Source organism: Moraxella lacunata (genome assembly GCF_002027545.1).
Taxonomy (GTDB): Bacteria; Pseudomonadota; Gammaproteobacteria; order Pseudomonadales; family Moraxellaceae; genus Moraxella; species Moraxella lacunata.
This window is the reverse complement of the sequence record NZ_MXAN01000104.1, coordinates 1-21,977: the sequence shown is the minus strand read 5'-3', so window position 1 is coordinate 21,977 and position 21,977 is coordinate 1. Positions and strand designations below refer to the sequence as shown.

Sequence of the window (21,977 nt, the reverse complement as noted above, 5' to 3'; positions counted from 1 at the left end):
ATTTGGGGGTCGGTTCATTACTGCCCTTATTTTATTCTAAATCAATTTATCTTATAATCATTTAACTTCAAAACACACCCATTGGTAGTAAGGTGCGTATTATACACCAATAAGATTTTGCATTTAAAAGGTGCGTGGTACGCACCTTACCATACGACTACCATATGACAAATAAATTTTAAAATTTAGCATCGGTGTAAATTGGGGTTAATTGGCTATAATTTAATTTATTCCAACGCCCAATCTCTCATATTTTTTGCCCTTTTGATAATCACATAAAGCATACCCACCACTAATAACACAAAAACCCCCACCACAATCGCCACATTAATATCACCGCTCTTGATATATTCAAAAACAAAAACCAATAAAAATAACGCAATCGGAGAAAATATATACAGCCCAAACCAGCCAATCACACTAATATAATGATAAATACCTGTTAAATCATATTCTTCCAAATCCGCCAATTCTTCATATTCACTCATCTCATAATAATCGTCCACTTCTGCTTTGGCATGCCTGCTAGGTAACTTTGTTAAATAAGCAAAACCCACCACCAACAATAGATAAATAACCACGCCCACATAAGAGTCCATAACAAGCATCACAAAAGCCAATAAAAATGTTACCACCGCTAATAAAATACATAACATCGACCAAGCAATACCACCCCCACCAATGCGTGCCTTGATTTGCTGTTGTTTTAATCTTTGAGCAGACAATTTATCATGTAATCGCTGTTTATAATCAGCATTCTTTTTATTAAATCTATTATGGCTTAAATCTTGTTGCCTTGTTTCATCTAATGATTTGTCGGTATTATTGGCATTTTTAAATTTAATATTTAAAGGCTTTTTGGTTTTTTCTTTTTTATCATCTTCGATGATTTCAATATCTCGAATGACCCGTTTATTTAAAAAGAAAAACACCAAAGACGGAATACCAAATAATACCAATGACGTGATAAATTCATAGATTTTCTTTTGTCTGTCATGTTGGAATTTGGCAAGTTGTTCATTAAATTCATATATCTTTTTTCCATCCACTTCCATATCATATAATAGTCCATCAGCATATAATACCGTTGCTGTTTTTTCTTTATAGGCATACGCTTTTTCACATTCATCATAATTATCATCAGAGCAGTGTAATTTAACATCGCCAATGACAAAATAATGATGCGTGCGAGAGTATTTACCACCACCTATTCGTACATATTCATATTCGGCAGGTACGGTGGCAATAACGCTGGATAATTGTGATTTATCCGTGATAAAGTCATCTTGGAATAATATGCCTGAATTAATGACAAAACCATACGCCAAAGCAAAAATGGGCGTGGTAAAGATAAATTGATTATTTCTAATGGGCGGATTTCTGTAATGATATACCGAAGATAAAATCAACACCACCATGATGATTACCACGAATATGTGCCAAAAACCCAATAGCCAATACCCACAAATCAGCAATAGCGACCACACAACCGCATTTAACCAAAAGAACATGATTGGCGTGATACTATCAACAATGTCCAGTAATTCTTGTTTTAGTGAAATAATCTTTTGCATAGGACTGTCCCAGAAATTTGCCCCATTATACCCCATTTTGTCATGGTTTTATCACGGCTTTTACGCTATAATAATCGCCATTTTATTATTTTTAAAACAGGTACATCATGACAGCCAAACGCCAAATTCTTGTTACCAACGCCCTACCCTACGCCAACGGCTCTATCCATATGGGGCATCTTTTGGGCTATATCCAAGCCGACATTTGGGTGCGTGCCATGCGGTCTATGGGGCATGACGTGATTTATGTCTGTGCCGATGACGCTCACGGGACGGCGATTATGCTCCGTGCCGAAGCAAACGGCATCACGCCCGAAGAGCTAATCCAGAGCGTACAAGTGGAGCATAAACGAGATTTTGACCGTTTTGGCGTGTCCTTTGACCATTATGACAGCACACACTCGGACACTAACCGCAAGCACAGCGAAGCCATTTACCTTGCCAATCACAAGGCAGGCAACATCGCTGTCAAACCCGTAACTCAGCTATTTGACCCCGAAAAACAGATGTTCCTATCCGACCGCTTTATCAAAGGCACCTGCCCAAAATGCAAGGCGGACGACCAATATGGCGACTCGTGCGAAGTGTGTGGCACGACTTACAACGCCACCGAGCTTATCAATCCACGCTCCACCCTAAGCGGTGCAACGCCTGTGGAAAAAACGTCCGACCATTACTTTTTTAAATTGCCAAACTTCACCGAATTTTTGCAAAAATGGACACGAGATGACGGACGACTGCCCGTTTCTATCGCCAACAAACTGGACGAATGGTTTGACGCAGGTCTTGCCGACTGGGACATCAGCCGAGACGCACCGTATTTTGGCTTTAAAATCCCCGACACGGACGACAAATACTTTTATGTGTGGGTGGACGCTCCGATTGGCTATATGGCAAGTTTTGAAAATTACTTGACCGCCCACCGCCCTGATTTGTCATTTGATGATTATTGGAGTCCCGACAGTACCGCCGAAGTGTATCATTTTATTGGCAAAGACATTGTCTATTTCCACGCCTTATTTTGGCCTGCCATGCTCTCAGGGGCGAATTACCGCACGCCCACCAGCCTATTTGTCAATGGCTTTTTGACCGTCAATGGCGAAAAAATGAGCAAATCTCGTGGCACATTTATCAAAGCCGAAACGTATCTCAACCACCTAAACCCTGAATATTTGCGTTATTATTTTGCGTCCAAATTGTCGGACAAAGTAGAAGACAGCGATTTAAATCTTGATGATTTTATTGCCAAAGTAAACTCAGACCTTGTTGGTAAAGTCGTGAACATCGCCAGTCGCTGTGCTAAATTTATCAACACCCAATTTGATAATAAACTCTCCGCCACTTGTGCCGAGCCTGAATTGGTAAACAAATTTATCCAAGCTGGCGATAGCATCATCAAGCACTACGAAAGCCGTGAATTTAGCAGTGCCATTCGTGAGATTATGGCACTTGCCGACCTTGCCAATCAGTACATTGACGACAAAAAACCGTGGGCGGTTGCCAAAGAAAATCCAAACAGCCAAGAAGTCCAAGACATCTGTTCGGTGGGGCTAAACCTATTTCACAAAATCATGGTCTATTTATCGCCTGTGTTGCCAACGCTTGCCGAGCAATCTCGCTCATTCTTAAATGTTGAGACGATGAATTTTGATGAACGTTTTAACGTCTTAACGCACTCTATCAATGAATTTAAGCCACTTTTGCAACGCATTGACCCCAAAAAAGTGCAAGCCATGGTTGATGACTCAAAAGAAAACCTACAACCAACCGACACCAAAAAAGCCCAAAAATCCAAAAAAGAGAGTAAGCCTGTGGAAACCACCGACCAAAACGCCTTTATCGGCATTGATGATTTTGCCAAAGTTGAGATGAAAGTCGCCAAAGTGCTGGAATGTAATCACGTTGAAGGGGCGGATAAACTCTTGCAATTTACCCTTGATGTGGGCGATGTGAACGAGCAAGGCGAAAAGCAAACCCGCAATGTATTTAGCGGTATTGCTAAGTTTTATCAGCCCGAAGAGTTGCAAGGCAAAACGGTGATTTGTGTAACCAACCTTGCCCCCCGTAAAATGAAATTTGGCATATCAGAAGGCATGATTTTATCGGCGGAAAAAGACGGGCAATTAACCGTTGTGCTACTGCCTGATAGCATGGTGGCAGGGGCGACTTTGGCGTAAATTAAAACATTTAAAAATTGCCACTATGTTGTAGTGGCAATTTAATGGCAAAAATGGAATTAATATGTTAAAAAATATCGCCATTCTTATTGATGCGGATAATGTCAGTCATCAAAAGATTGATTGGATTTTTGATAAAATTGGCACACTTGGCACAATTACCGCCAAACGCATTTATGGCGATTTTACCAAGCCACATCTGTCATCTTGGGAAAGTGCCATTTTAAAATACGCCATTGAGAAAAAACATCAGACCAGTTATAGCACAGGTAAGAATTCTAGCGACCTTGCTCTTGCCATTGATGCGATTGATTTATGGCATACAGGCAGACATGATGCCTTTTGTATCATCTCGTCAGACAGCGATTTTATTGGTTTGGCATTACGCCTAAGACAGGGTAATATTCAAGTGTTTGGTTTTGGCGAACATAAAACCATCAAAGAATTTCGCCAAGTATGCTCAGAATTTTTTGAAGTGCCACACACGCCATCTACTCATGTCTCACCGCAAAATTCACGCACCACACCAACAACAAAAATTCCTGCCAATCAATTAAAATGCGACACCAAGCTATTAAATGCTCTAAAAGATGGTGTGATAAATAACAAAGCGGATAATGACGGTTGGGTAAATTATGCCGTATTTTCATCTTATTTTCAAAAAAATTATCCAGCCATTAACTCTGATGGTTATGGTTATGGCAAACTTTATGAGCTGATTGATGTCATAGATATCTTTGACGTTAAAAAAGAAAATACCACCATTTTTGTTAGAATCAAAACCACTCAAAGCACTCAACCAACGCACAACCTACCATGGACAGCTGACAAACTGGCACAACACCAACCACTTATCCATGCCATCAAAGAAAGTATTAACCACAATCTACAAAATGGCTGGGCAAATTTCTCAGCATTTACTCTATATCTACACAAAAATTTTCCCAACATTAAACCCAGTCACTATGGGCATTCCAAATGGCGGGCATTGGTTGAAAAAATCGGTCTGTTTGAAGTTAATCAAGCCAGTCCCACTACGTTATTTATTCGTGAAAAGCAAGTCAGTAACAATACTAATTCTTCGCCCAAAATTCACAACAAGGTTTCTGATAAAAAACTGCTTGATGACATCCTAACCATCATCAATGAAAATAACCGTAGAGACGATGAGTGGGTACATATCGGCTATTTGGGTGGTCAATTAAAAAATAAAAGCTACAATCCAAAAGATTTTGGCTTTAAAACCTTTGGGCAACTCCTGCTAAACACTGATGGCGTGATACATCAAAAAATCAATCACGGCGATTATTTTTCTTTGAGTGATAAATCACAAATAAAACCTATAACACACAACAATCTCAACTCGTCCGATGATGACAACTTAACCGATACTAAACTGTATCAATTACTGCTTAAAAACAAAGACAAAATTAACAACAAAATCAAAGAATTATTGTCAAAATATGTCCAACTTAACACGCTTGATTTTTGGCAACTGTTAAGCAAAAGCCTACCTGACGAACTCATCGATGAAACCCATCAAAACCATGACTGCTTTATCCTTTTTGTCCGTCGTGAGTTACACGAACTGGACTTAATAAAACAAGAACATGAATTTTTATTTTGTCCGCCCCTACCAAATGCCGATTGATGTCATGAAATGACCAGAAAAATCATCCACCTAGACATGGACGCTTTTTTTGCCAGCGTTGAGCAAAGGGATAATCCCGCCTATCGTGGCAAGCCCCTTGTGGTGGGTGGTGACCCTAATGGACGTGGTGTGGTCGCGGCGGCAAGTTATGAGATTCGCTCCTTTGGCGTGCATTCGGCAATGAGCTGTTATGAAGCCAAAAAACGCTGTCCCCACGCCATTTTTGTCCATCCCCGTTTTGATGTCTATCGTGGTATCAGCACTCAGATTCGAGACATCATGGGGCGACTGACCGACCTTGTCGAGCCATTATCACTCGATGAAGCCTATCTGGATGTCACGGGTCAGCCCCATTGTGGTGGGTCAGCCACACTCATGGCAAACTGGCTCCGTCAGGCGATTTTTGATGAGACGGGACTGACGGCATCAGCAGGAGTGTCTTTTAACAAAATGCTTGCCAAAATCGCAAGCGACATCAATAAGCCTAACGGTATTGCCGTCATCACGCCTGACATGGCGGATGAGTTTTTGTCGGAGTTGCCCATTGAGCGGTTTTTTGGTATCGGCAAGGCAAGTGCCAAACGCCTGCATGAGATGGGAGTCAGCACAGGGGGCGAGCTTCGTAAACTCCCACTTAATGAGCTACTTCAACTGTTTGGCAACAAGCGGGGGCAGTTTTATCATGACATTGCTCACGGCAAGGACGAGCGAGCAGTCAAACCCGAACGTGTGCGTAAATCCATCGGCACAGAGATTACTTTTTTGCACAATTCTAATGATGATGATTTTATCCTAGCTCAGATTTTCGGGGAAAATGAGAGTGCCTTTGCCGACCTTATCAAACGAGAATTAACCGCCCATACTGTCACCCTAAAAATCAAATACAGCGATTTTAGCCAAATTACACGCTCGGTCTCTGTCAAATCCCCTTTTAAGCACAGTGACGGCGTCAAACCTTATCTGACTGATTTATTTCACCACATTCCCAGAGAACTCCCAATTCGCTTGGTCGGGGTTACGTTCTCAAATCTAACTCATCTTGATGACATGGTAGAACAGCTTGATTTGTTTGATGGGTAATTTATCAAGCCAAAATAAAACCCCCAAACCAAACAGTTCGGGGATTATCTTCTGAATGATGATTAATTATTCATCATCTTCATCAGTTTTGTTCTCACCGTCTTCTGACAAAATGGTAACCAAAATGTCAGCAGTGATGTCATGGTGTAGCTGAATGGTAACTTTGTATTCGCCCACTTGACGTAGTGTACCTTCTGGCAACTTCACTTCTGCACGATCAACTGGCAAGCCAGAAGCGGTCAGTGCGTCAGCGATGTCACGAGTACCGATAGAGCCAAATAGCTTGCCTTCATCGCCTGCTTTAGCACGCATGATGACATTCACGTCTGATAGAGCGTCAGCACGTTTTTGAGCTTCTTGTAGCTCTTTGGCTTCTTGTGCTTCTAGCTCGGCACGGCGTGCCTCAAACTTAGCAATGTTTGCTTCGTTGGCAGGCAGTGCTTTGCCTTGTGGGATTAGGAAGTTACGACCGTAACCTGCTTTTACATCAACAGTCTCGCCAAGTTTACCAAGATTAACGACACGCTGTAATAGAATAACTTGCATGATGGTCTCCTAATTACTTGTGGTTGTCGGTATATGGCAATAGAGCCAAATAACGAGCTTGTTTGATGGCAACCGCAAGCTGACGTTGATACTTAGTAGAAGTACCCGTGATACGGCTTGGCGTGATTTTGCCATTTTCGCTGATGTATTGTTTTAGAAGTTCTACATCTTTATAATCAATGTGGGTAATGCCTTCTGCGGTGAAACGGCAGAATTTACGACGACGATAGAAACGTGCCATGAGTAATCTCCTTAATTATTCGCTTGCATTGTCTTCACTCTCAGTTTCCTGAGGGCGGACATCATTACGGCGGTTGGCTTTGCGAGTACGCTTGTCTTCAGCTTCTTTTGCCAAAGGAGATTGCTCGGTAATCGCTTCATCACGGCGAATGATTAGGCTACGAATGATGGCATCATTGTATTTGAACAGCTCTTCTAGCTGTGCCAACGTCTCATCGTTACACTCGATGTTCAATAGAACATAGTGTGCTTTGTGGATTTTGTTGATTGGGTAGGCTAATTGGCGACGACCCCAATCTTCTAGACGATGGTTATTACCGCCATTGTCTTCGACGATAGAACGGTATTTGGTTACCATGTCGGCAACTTGGTTGCTTTGGTCTGGGTGTACCAGCAGCACCACTTCATAATGTCTCATAAGGACTCCCTACGGATTAAAACAGCCATTATCATAGATAATAGCAAGGAGATTGAAAATTGATTGATATAGACCAATCATTTAACAAAGTGCGTTATTATACACGAACTTTTTTATAAAGAAAAGGGGGGGTTTAAGATTTTTGGGCGTTTTTCTCAGCTTCTTCGAGCAGGCGTTTTTCTTCTTTGATACGGGCTTTTTCTTTGGCTTTGGCGATGTTCACTTCAATCACACCACGCAAAATTTGCCAAATCGCCCCGACAAAAAGCAGGACAATAAACACCACCAAAATCGGCAAAAAGGCACTTTTAGCTCCTGCTGTGTCGCCCATCAAAATGCTGTGAGCCACATTTGCAACCGCAGGAGCAATCTGCCCTGTGCCTGTCAATGTATCACCGGGGGTCAAAAGCACCGCCACCGCCAATGCCCACAACATACCGCCAATGGGGCGTGGAATAACACGCACGACAAAGATAAGCAAAAGTAGCACCAAAATGGAAGCACCCACATATGCCAAAAACGGCAAATCATTATCCGGCACGTCTTTGACCAGATTTGACCACCAAAATACAAGCTCGGCAATGTACTCACTAATGACATCTAAGGGCAGACTTTTGATAAGCTCTTTTAACCATTCCATAATTTATCAATCACAAAAATAATCGCCCTATTTTAGCATGTTTTTGGAAAACTTGATAATTTTAATCATATTTTTTGTCTTGCAAGGCTTTGGCACGGGCTAGGGCTTGCTGTGCTAGCACGTCTGCTGGCGGAGCTTGTACATAATAGCCCTGCTCGGCAAGGCGGGCTTTGACGGTCTCAATGTCCGCTTGGGCAAGTTTGGTGCGTTCTGACAAATCTAGGTGCATGACAAATTGGCTAAGTCCCAATTTGGCTCGTATGTCAGACGGTAGCACGCCTAGCCAATCACGAATCTCATCGGTATCATCGGGGTAGTCTGGGCGGGCAATATAGACGTACCAGTCGGGGCTTTTGGGGAATTTATAAACATCACAGTGCATTTTTGTGCCTTAATCTCAATTAAAAAACTCAACTTTACAAATTATACCTTATTTTCAACTTTATATAAGTGATTAATTTACCACGGGCGAATATGATTCGCCCCTACCAAAAAAAACAACAACCATTTAATAATCAATAAGTTATGATATTTTAGGCTCGGATTAACGTAAATTATTTGATAAAATTTGCAAATTTTACTTGTAAATTGTAGCATTTTTTTTCATAATAGGGGTGTTTTTCAGGAGAGCATTGCAAAAAAGCAATCACCGAAGGCGTAATGTTGTAAATCCCAAGCCATTTTTGGGATTTGAAACCCCCTATAATCGCTCAGGTAACAAGGACTGAAAGACTTAATTTGTGGTCGTGCCACAAATTAACCACTCTGGAGAGCGTGCTTGCACCACCGAAGGGAAGAAGCAGGTGATTTGGTTTTTGGGTTTGGCGACTTACAAATCACTTGGCGAAAATCTCAGGTAACAGGACAGATGGGGTGTTTTTTGGCAGTTTTGCCAATAGGATTTTTGTTGTTTAACAATATTTTTGTTTTTTGACAATAACTAAGGACACCCCATGACCACACACGCCCCACAACGCACCCCCCTATTTGATGCTCACACCGCCCACAATGGCAAACTTGTCGATTTTGGTGGTTGGGAATTGCCTGTCAATTATGGCTCACAAATTGACGAACACAACGCCGTGCGGACAGACGCAGGTATGTTTGATGTCTCGCACATGCTGGTTACGGACGTAACGGGCGACAACGCCAAAGCCTTTTTACAAAAACTGCTCGCCAACGATGTCGCCAAATTATCCTTTGTCGGCAAGGCTTTATATTCTGGCATGCTAAACGACAACGGCGGTGTCATCGATGACCTAATCGTCTATCGCATGAATGAAAATGAGACCGCTTATCGTATCGTCTCAAACGGGGCAACCCGTGAAAAAGACTCCGCCCACTTTGCCAAAATTGGCGATGACTTTGGCGTAACGCTCGCCCCCCGCTATGATGTTGCTATGCTTGCCGTACAAGGGCGAAACGCCATTGCCAAGCTCCTTACCGTCAAGCCCCAGTGGGCGGATAAAGTAAACGCCCTAAAACCCTTTGTTGGTGTGGACTTAGGCGATGATTGGTTTGTCGCTCGCACAGGCTACACAGGCGAAGACGGCGTGGAAGTGGTCATGCCAGCAGGGGAAGCGGCCTTGTTTTTTGATGAGCTTGTCAAGGCAGGTGTCGCCCCATGTGGACTTGGGGCAAGAGATACCCTAAGAATGGAAGCAGGCATGAACCTATACGGCAACGACATGGACGATGATACCAGCCCCCTTGAAGCAGGCATGGCGTGGACGGTGGATTTAAAAGATGAAAACCGTGATTTTGTCGGTAAATCCGCCCTTGTCGCCCTAAAAAATGACGGTGTCAAAGTCCGCCAAGTCGGACTACTACTTGCCAAAGGCGGTGTACTGCGTGCGGGCATGGAAGTCGTTACCGATAGTGGCAACGGCATTACCACAAGTGGCGTATTCTCCCCAAGTCTTAACCAATCAATCGCAATCGCTCGTGTGCCTGCCAGCTTTACAGGCGAGCATGCCAAAGTTGTCATGCGTGGCAAAGAGATGGATGTGCGTGTACTCAAATTACCATTTATCAGACATGGCAAAAAGCAATTTGATTGATTGTACACCGAAAAACTGACCAAAAGCATCAAAGGTGCTTTTGGGTCTTTATGTTCGTTTTATTATGTTTAGAAATTGATTTAGGAATTGAAATCATATGAAATACCTATGTGCAGGTTTGGTTATTTTATTATTGGTAGGCTGTGATGCCAAAGACAGATGTTTAGATGATGGCGGTCGTTATGATGAAGCAAGCAAACAATGTGTCTATCAATAGCTTGACAATCCTTGTACACCGCTTTTAAGTACACCCTTTTAACCCATTAACCCCCATTTAATTCACCAAACTCACAGGAGAAACCCATGAGTAATATCCCAAGCGATTTGAAATACGTTGCCAGCCACGAATGGCTAAAACTAGAAGATGACGGTATCATCACCGTTGGTATCACAGACCACGCCCAAGATTTGCTTGGCGATGTGGTATTTGTGGAATTGCCAGAAGTCGGTCGCACCGTCTCTGCCGATGAAGAAATTGCCGTTGTAGAATCAGTTAAAGCAGCGAGCGATGTCTATGCCCCAATCGCAGGTGAAATCGTTGAGATTAACGAAGAGCTGGTAGACAGCCCAGAGCTTGCCAATGAAGATCCTTATGGTAAAGCATGGTTCTTTAAAATCAAACCTGCCAATCCTGCCGATTATGACGGTCTGATGAGTGCCGATGATTACGAAGGCTCTTTATAATAAATCAAGGGCAAAATGGTAACGTTTTGCCCTTTTTCAGATTTAACTTATTCTTAATGGCAATACCTTTAAATGAATGTGTAGGGGCAAATTACATTTACCCTGTATCAAATTTTTATATCAGGGCGAATTGCAATTCACCCCTACAATCCCACATTTAAACACCGATTTAATTTAAAATATCATTGTTAAAACCATATTTTAAATTAAATTCCCAACCTTGATTATAAGGATTTTATCATGACCTTAAACACCTTTAATGATTTGTTTAACCAAAACGCCTTTGTGGAGCGTCATTTGGGCAACAAACAAGACGATGAAGCCAAACTTCTAAAAACCGTTGGTTTTGACAATCTTGATGCCTTTATTGATGCGGTCGTTCCCCAATCGGTATGCATTAACCGTCCGCTTGATTTACCAACCGCCACAACCGAGCATGAAGCCCTTGCCAAACTGCGTGGCATGGCGGACAAAATCACGGTTGCCAAAAGCTATATCGGGCAAGGATACTCGCCCACTCGCCTGCCTGCCGTGATTCAAAGAAATGTCCTAGAAAACCCCGGTTGGTACACCGCTTACACCCCTTATCAAGCCGAGATTGCCCAAGGTCGCCTAGAAGCCCTGCTAAATTTCCAACAAGTGTGCATTGACCTAACAGGCATGGAGCTTGCCGGGGCAAGTCTGCTTGATGAAGCAACCGCTGCCGCCGAAGCCATGGCAATGGCAAAACGTGTGAGCAAATCAAAATCCAATGCCTTTTTTGTGGACGAACGTACCTATCCGCAGACTCTTGATGTGATTCGCACTCGTGCCAAATATTTTGGTTTTGATGTGGTGGTGGGCGATTTTGACGTTGCCAAAAATGGCGAGTTTTTTGGGGCGTTTTTCCAATACGTTGGCAGGGACGGCGACGTGGTGGACTTGACCGACATTATCGCAAGCGTCAAAGAAAAAGGGGCATACGCCATTGTCGCAAGCGGCATTATGAGCCTTGTACTACTAAAATCCCCTGCCGACATGGGGGCGGACATTGCCCTAGGTAGCACTCAACGTTTTGGCGTGCCAATGGGTTTTGGTGGGCCACATGCTGCCTATTTTGCCTTTAAAGACAAGGACAAACGCTCCGCCCCTGGTCGCATCATCGGCGTATCAAAAGACGCACAAGGCAACACCGCCCTACGCATGGCATTGCAAACCCGTGAACAGCATATCCGCCGTGAAAAAGCCAACTCAAACATTTGCACAAGCCAAGTGTTGCTTGCCAACCTAGCAGGTATGTATGCGGTGTATCATGGGGCAAGCGGTCTAAAACGCATTGCCACACGCATTCACGCCCTAGCGGTCGCTTTTGCTAAGGCGGTAAAATCAGCAGGGCTAAATGTACGCCATGATGTGTTTTTTGATACCGTACTTGTGGATTTTGACAATCAAGAACAAGCCGATAAAGTGTACGCCCTTGCCAGCGAAAAAGGCTACAACCTATGGAAGCACGACAATCACGGCATTTCTGTGTCGTTTCATGAATTGACCGAAAGAGATGAATTTGATGAATTGTGCAAAATTTTTGGGGCGACAGGCGAGCTTGACAAAGCAGAAGTGATTTTGGGCGAGCTACTTCGCACAGATGAGATTCTCACGCACCCCACCTTTAACAGCTATCACACCGAACACGAAATGCTCCGCTATCTAAAATCCTTAGAAGATAAGGATTTGGCGATGAACCGCTCGATGATTTCACTTGGTTCTTGCACAATGAAACTAAACGCCACAAGCGAGATGTTGCCGATTACTTGGAATGAGTTTGCAAATGTTCACCCATTCGCCCCAAAAGAACAAGTAACGGGCTATCATGAGATGATTGAAAGCCTACAAGCCCAACTGCGAGCAATCACAGGCTTTGATGAGATTAGTATGCAAGCCAACTCTGGTGCGTCTGGCGAGTATGCAGGACTACTACTCATTCGCCGTTATCATGAAAGCCGTGGCGAGAGCGGACGTGATGTCTGCCTAATCCCACGCTCGGCACACGGCACCAACCCTGCAACCGCTCAAATGCTTGGCATGAAAGTCGTGGTGGTGGCAACCGATGACAAGGGTAATGTGGACGTGGCGGATTTACAAGCCAAATGTGAAGAGTACAGCGAGCGTTTGGGTGCACTCATGATTACCTATCCGTCCACGCATGGCGTGTATGAAGAAGGCATTCGTGATATTTGCGAGCTTATCCACAAGCATGGCGGACAGGTGTACATGGATGGGGCGAACATGAACGCCCAAGTGGCTATCATGCAACCTGCGGACGTGGGGGCAGACGTGCTACACATGAACCTGCACAAAACCTTCTGTATCCCACACGGTGGCGGTGGCCCAGGTATGGGTCCAATCGGTCTAAAATCGCACCTTGCTCCATTTATGCCAAGCCACAGCGTAACAGGCGTGATGAATGCCCCTGACGGTCAAGGCTCGGTGTCATCAGCCGCTTATGGTTCGGCAAGCATTTTGCCAATCTCGTGGATGTATATCACAATGATGGGGGCGGACGGTCTGTTGTCAGCGACTAAGCGTGCCTTATTGAACGCCAACTATGTCGCCAAATCGCTAGAAAATGACTATCCGATTTTGTACACCGGCAAAAATGGCTTTGTCGCTCACGAATGTATCGTGGACATTCGCCCACTAAAAGAAGAGACAGGCATTAGCGAAACCGACATTGCCAAACGCTTGATGGACTATGGTTTTCACGCTCCGACCATGTCGTTCCCTGTGGCAGGTACGCTCATGATTGAGCCGACTGAGTCCGAAAGTATTGACGAACTTGACCGCTTTATCTCGGCATTAAAGCAAATCAAGCAAGAAGCCCTAAAAGTTAAGGCAGGGGCAGACGGTTGGACGGCGGACGATAACCCACTTGTCAATGCCCCACACACCGCCTTTGTCGTAACGGAAGGCGAATGGACGCACCCTTACAGCCGTGAAGAAGCGGTGTTCCCCCTACCTTATATCAAGGCTCACAAATTCTGGCCGAGCGTGGGGCGTGTGGACGATGTGTATGGCGATAAGAATTTGATTTGTTCTTGCCCAAGCATTGATAATTATGAAGATTGATTGTTATAATCGCAGAACTCTAAAATTACCACAAATTCAATGATGCATCGGTGTAGGGGCGTGCTGTGCACGCCCTAAACATTAACGTAGCATCAAGGGCGTGTGCAACACGCCCCTACAAACCCTTGCTGTGGTAAATATCAAGTTCGCTAGGTATAATTATTAAATAAGCTATCAAAAAATACCGCTCTTTGGGGCGGTATTTTGGTGTTTTTATGGTGTTTTTTATGAATAAAGATATACAGTTTAATAAGTGGCTATTGATTGCCAGTATTTGCTACGCCATATTTGCACTTTGTTTTGGTTATTTTTATAGCTTTACCAAGAGCTTCTTTTTTGCCATTATTGCCAATATCATTTTGATTATTGGCTGTTATCATCATTATATTGGCAAAAATTTAACAACCAATTATGCTCTCATTGGTTTTGTTTTAATGTTTGTCTCTTTTGCATTTGATGGTGTCGATATTATCCACCAAAAGCCTTTGGCAAAAAGCAAAAATGAACTTATACAAGTTACGGGCATTATCCCAAATGAACGCTTTATGGTTCAAAGCGGTAAGTATCACGATTACTATTTTAGACTAGGTGATGAAAATCTAAATTGTGCCGAAAATACTTCTGACACCTGTAAAAAAGCCTATGACTACAAAGGTCAAACCGCTACCGCTTGGTATCAAACAGGGGCAAAAAATGGCAAGCTTCTATACGAATTAAAAGTGGGCAATTACAGCATTTATGATTTTGATAGCCAACTTGACTTTTATCAAAAACAAAGGCAGAAATTTTATCAAGATATTTATTTAACACTTATCCTATATCATTTGCCGTTACTTATTTTTGCTTTATTAAGCCATTACAGCCTAAAAAGATATTACCCTAATCTTCACGAAGACGATATAAATATACCAACACAAAATGAAACAAGCTTAGGAGTAGTTTTATTGGGTTTTATTTCTGGATTATCAGTCATACTTGGCTTTATCTTACTTCTTTGGGGTAAAAGCAACCAAAATCATCTACTTTCCATACAAGGTCTTGTGATAATTCTTATTTTTGGTGCTATTTTTTGTTTCACGGTTTAAGTTTAAAAAATAGACAATTACAGCAATAATTTTTGGTTATCATGCAGCTATGATTTTATTTTACTAACGACACATCAGCTTTTACAAAACAATTAAAGATTTCCTATTAAATATTGACAATATTTTTCAATTGTATTGATTTATCATAAAGTTTTTGCTATTATGCAAACGTTTGTATATCTTAGGAGATTATTATGGCTATGAGTTTGTTAATCTTACTGGCAATTGTAGCGATTGCAGTTCTTTGGTTTTGGATAAAATCCCTTATCGTTATGAGAGATAACACGCTATTTTTGGCGTTGGGTATCTTTTTCTCGCCCATTCCACAAATCATCTATTTCTTTACCAAGCGTGATGAGATGGACGATAGCGACATTAGCACCATGAAAAAATACTTCATGGCAATGGGTGCTTATATCATCTTGATTGTCGCTTACGTAGCTATTGCAGCTTCACAAGCACCTGCTGTTGCTTATTAAGGTGCCAGTCATCAGATGTCATAAATCTGATTGTTATCAATCCACTCTTTTGAGTGGATTTTTTAAATCCCAAAACAGGAAACCTTATGAAAACCAACACCCTACTTGCCATTATCATTGTGTTATTAACCATTTTAATTGGCTTGGTGTTTTATATGATGAGCGGGCAAGCCGAAAAGCGAGCCATCAACCACATCGAACAAGAGCTAAGCATTAAAAATGATGAAAAAATGGCAGAACTCAAACAAATCGCCTTTGACCACGAAAGCATACAGCTTGCCCAGTCCGCCATAAGCCATTTAAAAATGGAAATGCAGGTCTATCTAATAGACAGGGGGCAACTGCCGACATCACTTGCCGAGCTTAATTTGCCATCCAACTGGACACCCAGCAGTAAAATCAAATCGGTTGCATTGGACAACCATTCGGTCGTTACCATCACCATTGACAACGCCCAAAGTAAAGGCGTGCTGATTTTTACGCCCGCCATTCATCAAGACAGCTACATTGATTGGCAATGCACCACGCCTGATATTGCAGACATTGGGCGACATTTGCCAACGTGTGTTTATACAGGCACGCCCACCACATGACACACATGAAAAATCCGCCTATCTTTATCATGATTTGGCATAGTTAAAAGTTGGCAAAATTCTATAAGATATGGCTACTTTTTTAGCCAACAGAAACTTAGCCATGACCGACCTATCCACCCTATCCGCCCAAAACGAGCAAGCGTTTAGCACGGACGACATTTATACCAACCTTGTGCCACCGCACGGCAGTCCCACCCTAAAACCGCTTGCATTGACAGGCGACATTCTGGCAACCGCTTACGCCCACGCCCAGACCCTGCCCCAGATTCGCCTATCCAGCCGTGAGCGTGGCGACCTTATCATGCTTGGCATTGGCGGATTTACGCCCCTTGACGGCTTTATGGGGCAAGCCGATTATGAAGGCGTGATAGCCAGCATGACGCTCGCCCAAGGCGGTGTGGACGGCACTTATCAGGGCGTGTTTTTCCCCATTCCCATTACCCTATCCACCGACACCGCCACCGCAAACACCCTAAGCCTAGGCGACAGCGTGGCTCTTGTGGACGACTCGGACGCACTCATGGGCGTGCTGACCATTAGCGACATTTATACCCCCAACAAAACTGCCGAATGCCAAGCCACCTTTGGCACGACCGACCCCAACCATGTGGGCGTGGCACAGGTGCTAGGCAGTGGCGATGTGTATTTGGGCGGAAAAGTACAAGTGTTTAGTCAAGGCGAATTTCCCACCAACTACCCCGAAATTTACAAAACCCCTGCCCAAACTCGGGCGATGTTTAAACAAAAAGGTTGGAAAACCGTCTCCGCCTTTCAAACCCGTAACCCCATGCACCGCTCGCATGAATACCTTGCCAAAATCGCCATAGAAATCTGCGACGGTGTACTCGTGCATTCCTTACTTGGCAAGCTAAAAGCAGGCGACATTCCTGCCGATGTCCGCCAAGAAGCCATTGGCGTGCTGATTGACAACTATTTTAAAAAAGACACCGTCATTCAGGCAGGCTACCCCCTAGATATGCGATATGCCGGCCCAAAAGAAGCCTTACTTCATGCCCTATTCCGCCAAAATTATGGGTGCAGTCATCTCATCGTAGGGCGAGACCATGCGGGCGTGGGCGATTATTATGGGGCGTTTGATGCTCAAAAGATTTTTGACACCATTAACAAAGACGCACTTATTACCAAGCCTTTAAAAATTGACTGGACGTTTTATTGTCATGGCTGTGGCAGTATGGCAAGCACCAAAACCTGTCCGCACGACTCGTCCCACCACGTCAAAATCTCAGGCACGGCATTAAGAACCGCCCTATCAAATAGCGATGAAGTTCCTGAAACATTTAGCCGACCTGAGGTACTGGCGGTGTTAAAACGGTATTATCAAGGGGTGTGATTTTTTGTTTTTAAACCATAGGGGCAATTTGCTTGCCCCTTTTTTTATTCAAATTAACATTGGCAATTTTCCAAGATTTAAACCAATTTCCCCGCCATAAATTCCCAAACCGAATAACGATTTCCCATTTTTACCCTAATCATTTTAAGCATTGTCATTTACAATAACTCATCTTTTTTAACTTGGACTAACATTGGACTATCTCATGAAAACCACCCTATTACCCCTAAGTATTGCCCTATCTGCCCTTGTCTTAACCGCTTGTGGCAATAATCAAACCAGCAATAATGCCAACACCCAAACCGACAACAAAGCCACAACAGGCAACGCAAGCGGTCAAGTAGATCTGTTAAATGTGTCCTATGACGTGGCACGGGATTTTTATAAGGATTACAATCCTTTATTTATCAAGCATTATCAAGGCGTTAATCCTGACATTAAGGTCAATATCAAGCAGTCGCATGGCGGGTCAAGCAAACAAGCCCTATCAGTCAAAAACGGACTAGAAGCGGACGTGGTTACGATGAATCAAGGCTCGGACGTGGAACTGCTTGCTGAGGGTCAGCTTGTGGACGGCAAATGGCGACAAAAATTCCCCAACAACGCCATTCCCTTTACCAGTACAATTATCTTTATCGTGCGAGACGGCAACCCTAAGGGCGTAAAGGACTGGGCGGATTTGGCAAAGAGTGGCACTGACATCGTCATTGCTAATCCAAAAACCTCAGGCAACGGTCGCTATGCGTTCTTAGGGGCTTACGGCTATGGGCTACACACCTTTAATAAGGACGAAGCCAAAACGCATGAGTTTGTCAAGGGCTTACTGGGTAACGTTAAAGTTTTTGAAAATGGCGGACGGGCGGCGACCACGACATTCGCCCAACGTCAGATTGGTGATGTGCTGATTACTTTTGAAAATGAAGCCAACGTCATCAAAGAAAAATTTGGCAACATCCAAATCATCTATCCAAGCTACACCATTAATGCCGAAAACCCTGTGGCGGTCGTGGACGCAGTTACCGCCAAAAAAGGCACGACAGACGTGGCAAAAGCCTACCTAGAACACCTATACAGCGATGAAGGGCAAGAGCTTGCAGTCAAGTATTTCTTACGTCCAAGCAACCCCGACATTCTTGCCAAGCACGCCGATAAATTCCCCCAAATGCAGACCTTTTTCCCCAATGACGTATTTGGCGATTGGCAGTCTATCATGACGACTTATTTTAAAGAAGGTGGCGTGTACGACACATTGGCGGTTGGGGCGACAGGGCAAGTGTCGCAATAATTCAAAAGCATATTGATGATTTTAAGCCCGTTTTGCGGGCTTTTTTGCGTTTAAAATGGCAAAATATTAAGCATGTCTTTTAAGTGGCTAACTATTGCCTATCACACCAATTTCGGCTAACATATCCCAAACTTTTAAGACAACCCTAAGACAAACCCATGAAAACCAAATTGATTATTTTTACCCTAATTACCACATTAACAGGCTTTGTAAACCAAGCCCAAGCTCAAAACCAAAGTTGCCAAGAGCTGTATGACACTAGTCCCCAATCCGCCATTACTATTTGTCAAAATGGGCTAACACAAAATCCTAATAATGCCGAATTGCAGCTTTATTTGGGTGTGGCTTATGATTTGGAAGCAGATTATACCAAAGCCTTTGAATGGTATACCAAATTCGCCAATCAAGGATTAGCCCAAGCTCAATATAATCTTGGGGCAATGTATACTTTTGGGCAAAGTGTAAAGCAAGATTATAAAAAAGCCTTTGAATGGTACACCAAATCCGCCAGTCAAGGAGATGCCAAAGCTCAATATAATCTTGGTGTGATGTATGACAACGGACACGGTATAAAACAAGATTATCAAAAAGCATTTGAATGGTTTACCAAGTCTGCCAATCAAGACAATGCCAAAGCTCAATATAATCTTGGGGCGATGTATGTTCATGGACAGGGCGTTAAACAAAATTATACCAAAGCCCTTGAATGGTTTACCAAGTCTGCCAATCAAGACAATGCCAAAGCCCAATATAATCTTGGAGTGATGTATCATAATGGACAAGGTGCAAAACAAGACCCAAACACCGCCAAACAATGGTTTGCCAAAGCCTGTGAAAATGGCTATACAGAAGCCTGCCAATACCGCTAACCCATACAAGGATAAAAGCCCGTCCATGTACGGGCTTTTTTATGCCTGTTTTGCACAAATCCCAAAACCGAAAATTCATATTCCTTTTTGTCAGTATCATAATTTTGCCAATCTTTTAAAATAAGCCTACCATTTATGACATACAAGGGGCGAATTACATTCGCCCAAAAATCAAAACTTTATTAAAGAGCAAATTTAATTTACCCCATAATTTATTTAAATTGTTATTGAAAAAACCCAATATATAAAATTTAGGTAAAAATTGATAAGATATATGGTAATTTTTTAATTAAAAATTTAAAATTGGGCGAATTGCAATTCGCCCCTACATTGCCATTTATCAAATATTTTTTAACTTGTACAATCAATTCATCATTAACACGGATACCACCATGAGCATAGACATTAAAAACATTCATAAACGCTTTGGCGAATTTACCGCCTTAAATGACGTGAGTTTCTCGGTCAATTCTGGCGAACTTGCCACCCTGCTTGGACCTTCGGGCTGTGGTAAAACCACCCTTTTGCGGATTATTGCAGGGTTAGAGACGTCCGACACAGGGCGGATTTATTTTGACGGCACAGACGTAACCGACACGCCCGTGCAGCAGCGTGGGATAGGTTTTGTTTTTCAAAACTATGCCCTATTTCGCCACAAAACAGTCGCCCAAAACATCGCTTTTGGCTTAGAACTACTCCCCAAACACCAACGCCCCACAGGGGATAAGATTGATAAGCGAGTGACGGAACTTCTTGATTTGATTCAACTGCCCCACACCAAAGACCGCTATCCGCATGAGCTGTCAGGCGGTCAGCGTCAACGTGTGGCACTGGCTCGGGCGATTGCCACAAACCCCAAATTACTCCTTCTTGATGAGCCTTTTGGGGCGTTGGATGCCAAAGTGCGTAAAGAGCTACGCACGTCCCTATGCCAAATCCAAAAGGACATTGGCATCACATCCATCATGGTAACGCACGACCAAGAAGAAGCGGTTGCCGTGTCGGATACGGTGGTCATCATGAATCATGGCGTGGTGGAACAAATGGGTAAGCCTGATGAGCTGTTTGCTCGTCCTAATAGTGAATTTGTGGTGGATTTTTTGGGGCTTTAAAACATCATTCTATTTGGATTAAATGGTGCGTATTACGCACCCTACCGCCATTTGGTGTGTTTTGACGTTAAATGATGATATAAAAATTACCTTTAAAAACAATATTAGGATTATATTAAATCTCTTTCCAAACTAAAAATAAACCCTTATAAGTATTGGGGTTGAAGTTTTTAAAAATCCATAAAAATCAGGGTTTGGAAAGAAGTCTATTAAATAAATTAACCATAAAAAACACGCCCCATCGGACGTGCTTTTATCAGCTAATACTAGATTAACCTTTTAACACCGCAAAAATCTGCTCTTTGACCATGTCAATGGCTTGGGTGCCGTCAAACTGATGATAAGACGGAGCGTTCTCGCCTGACTGAGCCACCGCTTGATAATGGCCCACGAGCGTGGCAGTTTGGGTGTGATAGACTGACAAGCGGTCTCTGACGACTTCTTCTTTGTCGTCATCACGCTGTACCAACTCTTCGCCCGTTACATCATCTTTACCGTCCACTTTTGGTGGATTGTGAATGATGTGATAGGTGCGACCTGACGGCAAGTGAGCTCTGCGACCTGACATACGGCTGACAATCTCATCATCAGGCACGCTAATCTCAATGACATAATCAATGTCCACGCCTGCATTTGCCAACGCTTCGGCTTGGGGAATGGTGCGTGGAAAACCGTCAAAAATACAGCCATTAGCACAATCAGGCTCGGCTAAGCGGTCTTTGACCAGATTAATGATAAGCTCATCAGAGACCAACTGACCTGCGTCCATCACGCTTTTGGCAAGTTTGCCAAGCTCTGTGCCGTTTTTAATGGCAGAACGAAGCATGTCGCCTGTGGAGATTTGGGGAATATTAAATTCCTTTGAAATGAACTGAGCTTGTGTGCCTTTGCCTGCCCCTGGGGGGCCTAATAAAATAATACGCATGAGTACGCTCCAATGAACCACGAAATAAAATAACACTATAAACCACATTGCCCTATTGTTCAAGTGGTATTTAACCATTATTTATTAGACCTCTTTCCAA

General features: G+C 43.2%; 19 protein-coding genes, 1 pseudogene and 2 riboswitches. Of the genes and pseudogenes, 13 read left to right on the top strand and 7 right to left on the bottom strand.

The features are described 5' to 3' along the window. Nucleotides 1–227: 227 nt before the first annotated feature. Nucleotides 228–1,574 (bottom strand): hypothetical protein, encoded by a 1,347-nt coding sequence (locus B5J94_RS12825; protein ID WP_115247654.1) that lies wholly within the window; start codon nucleotides 1,572–1,574, stop codon nucleotides 228–230. A 107-nt stretch (nucleotides 1,575–1,681) separates the two neighbouring features. Between B5J94_RS12825 and metG the strand changes: the two genes are divergently transcribed. From metG to dinB, 3 genes are all read left to right on the top strand, one after another. Next, on the top strand, nucleotides 1,682–3,751 hold the full coding sequence (gene metG / locus B5J94_RS12820; protein WP_062498877.1) for a methionine--tRNA ligase: 2,070 nt from the start codon (nucleotides 1,682–1,684) through the stop codon (nucleotides 3,749–3,751). A 64-nt stretch (nucleotides 3,752–3,815) separates the two neighbouring features. After that, a complete protein-coding gene (locus B5J94_RS12815; protein ID WP_062498876.1) occupies nucleotides 3,816–5,402 on the top strand; it encodes an NYN domain-containing protein in 1,587 nt (528 codons plus the stop codon). Between the two features lie 9 nt (nucleotides 5,403–5,411). Beyond that, nucleotides 5,412–6,482: a DNA polymerase IV gene (dinB, locus tag B5J94_RS12810; RefSeq protein WP_062498875.1), complete on the top strand. Its 1,071-nt coding sequence runs from the start codon at nucleotides 5,412–5,414 to the stop codon at nucleotides 6,480–6,482. Between the two features lie 66 nt (nucleotides 6,483–6,548). On the opposite strand, the gene rplI is transcribed toward dinB, so the two are convergent. The 5 genes from rplI to B5J94_RS12785 all read right to left on the bottom strand — a co-directional run bounded on the left by rplI (nucleotide 6,549) and on the right by B5J94_RS12785 (nucleotide 8,708). Next, complete coding sequence (rplI, locus tag B5J94_RS12805) at nucleotides 6,549–7,028, bottom strand: 50S ribosomal protein L9 (RefSeq protein WP_062498874.1); 480 nt, start codon at nucleotides 7,026–7,028, stop codon at nucleotides 6,549–6,551. A 13-nt stretch (nucleotides 7,029–7,041) separates the two neighbouring features. Then, the gene (rpsR, locus tag B5J94_RS12800) at nucleotides 7,042–7,269 is read right to left on the bottom strand and encodes a 30S ribosomal protein S18 (protein ID WP_003657491.1); all 228 of its coding nucleotides are present in this window, start codon (nucleotides 7,267–7,269) and stop codon (nucleotides 7,042–7,044) included. A gap of 15 nt (nucleotides 7,270–7,284) precedes the next feature. Beyond that, complete coding sequence (gene rpsF / locus B5J94_RS12795; protein WP_062498873.1) at nucleotides 7,285–7,686, bottom strand: 30S ribosomal protein S6; 402 nt, start codon at nucleotides 7,684–7,686, stop codon at nucleotides 7,285–7,287. Nucleotides 7,687–7,819: 133 nt separating this feature from the next. Further along, a complete protein-coding gene (locus B5J94_RS12790; RefSeq protein ID WP_062498872.1) occupies nucleotides 7,820–8,326 on the bottom strand; it encodes a hypothetical protein in 507 nt (168 codons plus the stop codon). Between the two features lie 61 nt (nucleotides 8,327–8,387). Further along, on the bottom strand, nucleotides 8,388–8,708 hold the full coding sequence (locus B5J94_RS12785) for a YcgL domain-containing protein (RefSeq protein WP_062498871.1): 321 nt from the start codon (nucleotides 8,706–8,708) through the stop codon (nucleotides 8,388–8,390). Nucleotides 8,709–8,938: 230 nt separating this feature from the next. Continuing rightward, nucleotides 8,939–9,063, top strand: a riboswitch (glycine riboswitch). An 18-nt stretch (nucleotides 9,064–9,081) separates the two neighbouring features. Then, nucleotides 9,082–9,204, top strand: a riboswitch (glycine riboswitch). Nucleotides 9,205–9,279: 75 nt separating this feature from the next. Between B5J94_RS12785 and gcvT the strand changes: the two genes are divergently transcribed. The 10 genes and pseudogenes from gcvT to B5J94_RS12735 form a co-directional block, all read left to right on the top strand. Further along, nucleotides 9,280–10,386, top strand: a complete 1,107-nt coding sequence (gene gcvT, locus B5J94_RS12780; protein WP_062498870.1) for a glycine cleavage system aminomethyltransferase GcvT — start codon at nucleotides 9,280–9,282, stop codon at nucleotides 10,384–10,386. A gap of 303 nt (nucleotides 10,387–10,689) precedes the next feature. Next, nucleotides 10,690–11,070, top strand: coding sequence for a glycine cleavage system protein GcvH (gene gcvH / locus B5J94_RS12775; RefSeq protein ID WP_062498869.1), 381 nt, complete (start codon nucleotides 10,690–10,692; stop codon nucleotides 11,068–11,070). 240 nt (nucleotides 11,071–11,310) lie between these two features. Continuing rightward, nucleotides 11,311–14,175, top strand: a complete 2,865-nt coding sequence (gcvP, locus tag B5J94_RS12770) for an aminomethyl-transferring glycine dehydrogenase (RefSeq protein ID WP_062498868.1) — start codon at nucleotides 11,311–11,313, stop codon at nucleotides 14,173–14,175. A gap of 227 nt (nucleotides 14,176–14,402) precedes the next feature. Next, entirely contained in the window at nucleotides 14,403–15,260 is an 858-nt protein-coding gene (locus B5J94_RS12765; RefSeq protein ID WP_143822005.1) for a hypothetical protein, read from the top strand. A gap of 200 nt (nucleotides 15,261–15,460) precedes the next feature. Then, on the top strand, nucleotides 15,461–15,739 hold the full coding sequence (locus B5J94_RS12760) for a hypothetical protein (protein WP_143822004.1): 279 nt from the start codon (nucleotides 15,461–15,463) through the stop codon (nucleotides 15,737–15,739). Between the two features lie 86 nt (nucleotides 15,740–15,825). After that, nucleotides 15,826–16,332 (top strand): pilin, encoded by a 507-nt coding sequence (locus tag B5J94_RS12755; protein ID WP_062498865.1) that lies wholly within the window; start codon nucleotides 15,826–15,828, stop codon nucleotides 16,330–16,332. Nucleotides 16,333–16,402: 70 nt separating this feature from the next. Beyond that, complete coding sequence (gene sat, locus B5J94_RS12750; RefSeq protein ID WP_228144598.1) at nucleotides 16,403–17,686, top strand: sulfate adenylyltransferase; 1,284 nt, start codon at nucleotides 16,403–16,405, stop codon at nucleotides 17,684–17,686. Between the two features lie 205 nt (nucleotides 17,687–17,891). Beyond that, nucleotides 17,892–18,971 carry a sulfate ABC transporter substrate-binding protein gene (locus B5J94_RS12745; protein ID WP_062498864.1) on the top strand — a complete coding sequence of 360 codons (1,080 nt, stop codon included), beginning with the start codon at nucleotides 17,892–17,894 and terminating at the stop codon, nucleotides 18,969–18,971. Between the two features lie 158 nt (nucleotides 18,972–19,129). Next, nucleotides 19,130–19,840 carry a tetratricopeptide repeat protein gene (locus B5J94_RS12740; RefSeq protein ID WP_079364174.1) on the top strand — a complete coding sequence of 237 codons (711 nt, stop codon included), beginning with the start codon at nucleotides 19,130–19,132 and terminating at the stop codon, nucleotides 19,838–19,840. Between the two features lie 392 nt (nucleotides 19,841–20,232). After that, a pseudogene (locus B5J94_RS12735) lies at nucleotides 20,233–20,946 on the top strand (sulfate/molybdate ABC transporter ATP-binding protein); the annotation flags it as partial. A gap of 277 nt (nucleotides 20,947–21,223) precedes the next feature. Here the strand turns inward: B5J94_RS12735 and adk are convergent. Beyond that, nucleotides 21,224–21,877, bottom strand: a complete 654-nt coding sequence (gene adk / locus B5J94_RS12730; protein ID WP_062499022.1) for an adenylate kinase — start codon at nucleotides 21,875–21,877, stop codon at nucleotides 21,224–21,226. Between the last annotated feature and the right edge of the window lie 100 nt (nucleotides 21,878–21,977).

What these genes read in the sequence shown, in the direction of transcription:
- B5J94_RS12825 (WP_115247654.1), bottom strand. Translation starts at nt 1,574, where the DNA reads ATGCAAAAGATTATTTCACTAAAACAAGAATTACTGGACATTGTTGAT.
- metG (WP_062498877.1), top strand. Translation starts at nt 1,682, where the DNA reads ATGACAGCCAAACGCCAAATTCTTGTTACCAACGCCCTACCCTACGCC.
- B5J94_RS12815 (WP_062498876.1), top strand. Translation starts at nt 3,816, where the DNA reads ATGTTAAAAAATATCGCCATTCTTATTGATGCGGATAATGTCAGTCAT.
- dinB (WP_062498875.1), top strand. Translation starts at nt 5,412, where the DNA reads ATGACCAGAAAAATCATCCACCTAGACATGGACGCTTTTTTTGCCAGC.
- rplI (WP_062498874.1), bottom strand. Translation starts at nt 7,028, where the DNA reads ATGCAAGTTATTCTATTACAGCGTGTCGTTAATCTTGGTAAACTTGGC.
- rpsR (WP_003657491.1), bottom strand. Translation starts at nt 7,269, where the DNA reads ATGGCACGTTTCTATCGTCGTCGTAAATTCTGCCGTTTCACCGCAGAA.
- rpsF (WP_062498873.1), bottom strand. Translation starts at nt 7,686, where the DNA reads ATGAGACATTATGAAGTGGTGCTGCTGGTACACCCAGACCAAAGCAAC.
- B5J94_RS12790 (WP_062498872.1), bottom strand. Translation starts at nt 8,326, where the DNA reads ATGGAATGGTTAAAAGAGCTTATCAAAAGTCTGCCCTTAGATGTCATT.
- B5J94_RS12785 (WP_062498871.1), bottom strand. Translation starts at nt 8,708, where the DNA reads ATGCACTGTGATGTTTATAAATTCCCCAAAAGCCCCGACTGGTACGTC.
- gcvT (WP_062498870.1), top strand. Translation starts at nt 9,280, where the DNA reads ATGACCACACACGCCCCACAACGCACCCCCCTATTTGATGCTCACACC.
- gcvH (WP_062498869.1), top strand. Translation starts at nt 10,690, where the DNA reads ATGAGTAATATCCCAAGCGATTTGAAATACGTTGCCAGCCACGAATGG.
- gcvP (WP_062498868.1), top strand. Translation starts at nt 11,311, where the DNA reads ATGACCTTAAACACCTTTAATGATTTGTTTAACCAAAACGCCTTTGTG.
- B5J94_RS12765 (WP_143822005.1), top strand. Translation starts at nt 14,403, where the DNA reads ATGAATAAAGATATACAGTTTAATAAGTGGCTATTGATTGCCAGTATT.
- B5J94_RS12760 (WP_143822004.1), top strand. Translation starts at nt 15,461, where the DNA reads ATGAGTTTGTTAATCTTACTGGCAATTGTAGCGATTGCAGTTCTTTGG.
- B5J94_RS12755 (WP_062498865.1), top strand. Translation starts at nt 15,826, where the DNA reads ATGAAAACCAACACCCTACTTGCCATTATCATTGTGTTATTAACCATT.
- sat (WP_228144598.1), top strand. Translation starts at nt 16,403, where the DNA reads ATGGCTACTTTTTTAGCCAACAGAAACTTAGCCATGACCGACCTATCC.
- B5J94_RS12745 (WP_062498864.1), top strand. Translation starts at nt 17,892, where the DNA reads ATGAAAACCACCCTATTACCCCTAAGTATTGCCCTATCTGCCCTTGTC.
- B5J94_RS12740 (WP_079364174.1), top strand. Translation starts at nt 19,130, where the DNA reads ATGAAAACCAAATTGATTATTTTTACCCTAATTACCACATTAACAGGC.
- adk (WP_062499022.1), bottom strand. Translation starts at nt 21,877, where the DNA reads ATGCGTATTATTTTATTAGGCCCCCCAGGGGCAGGCAAAGGCACACAA.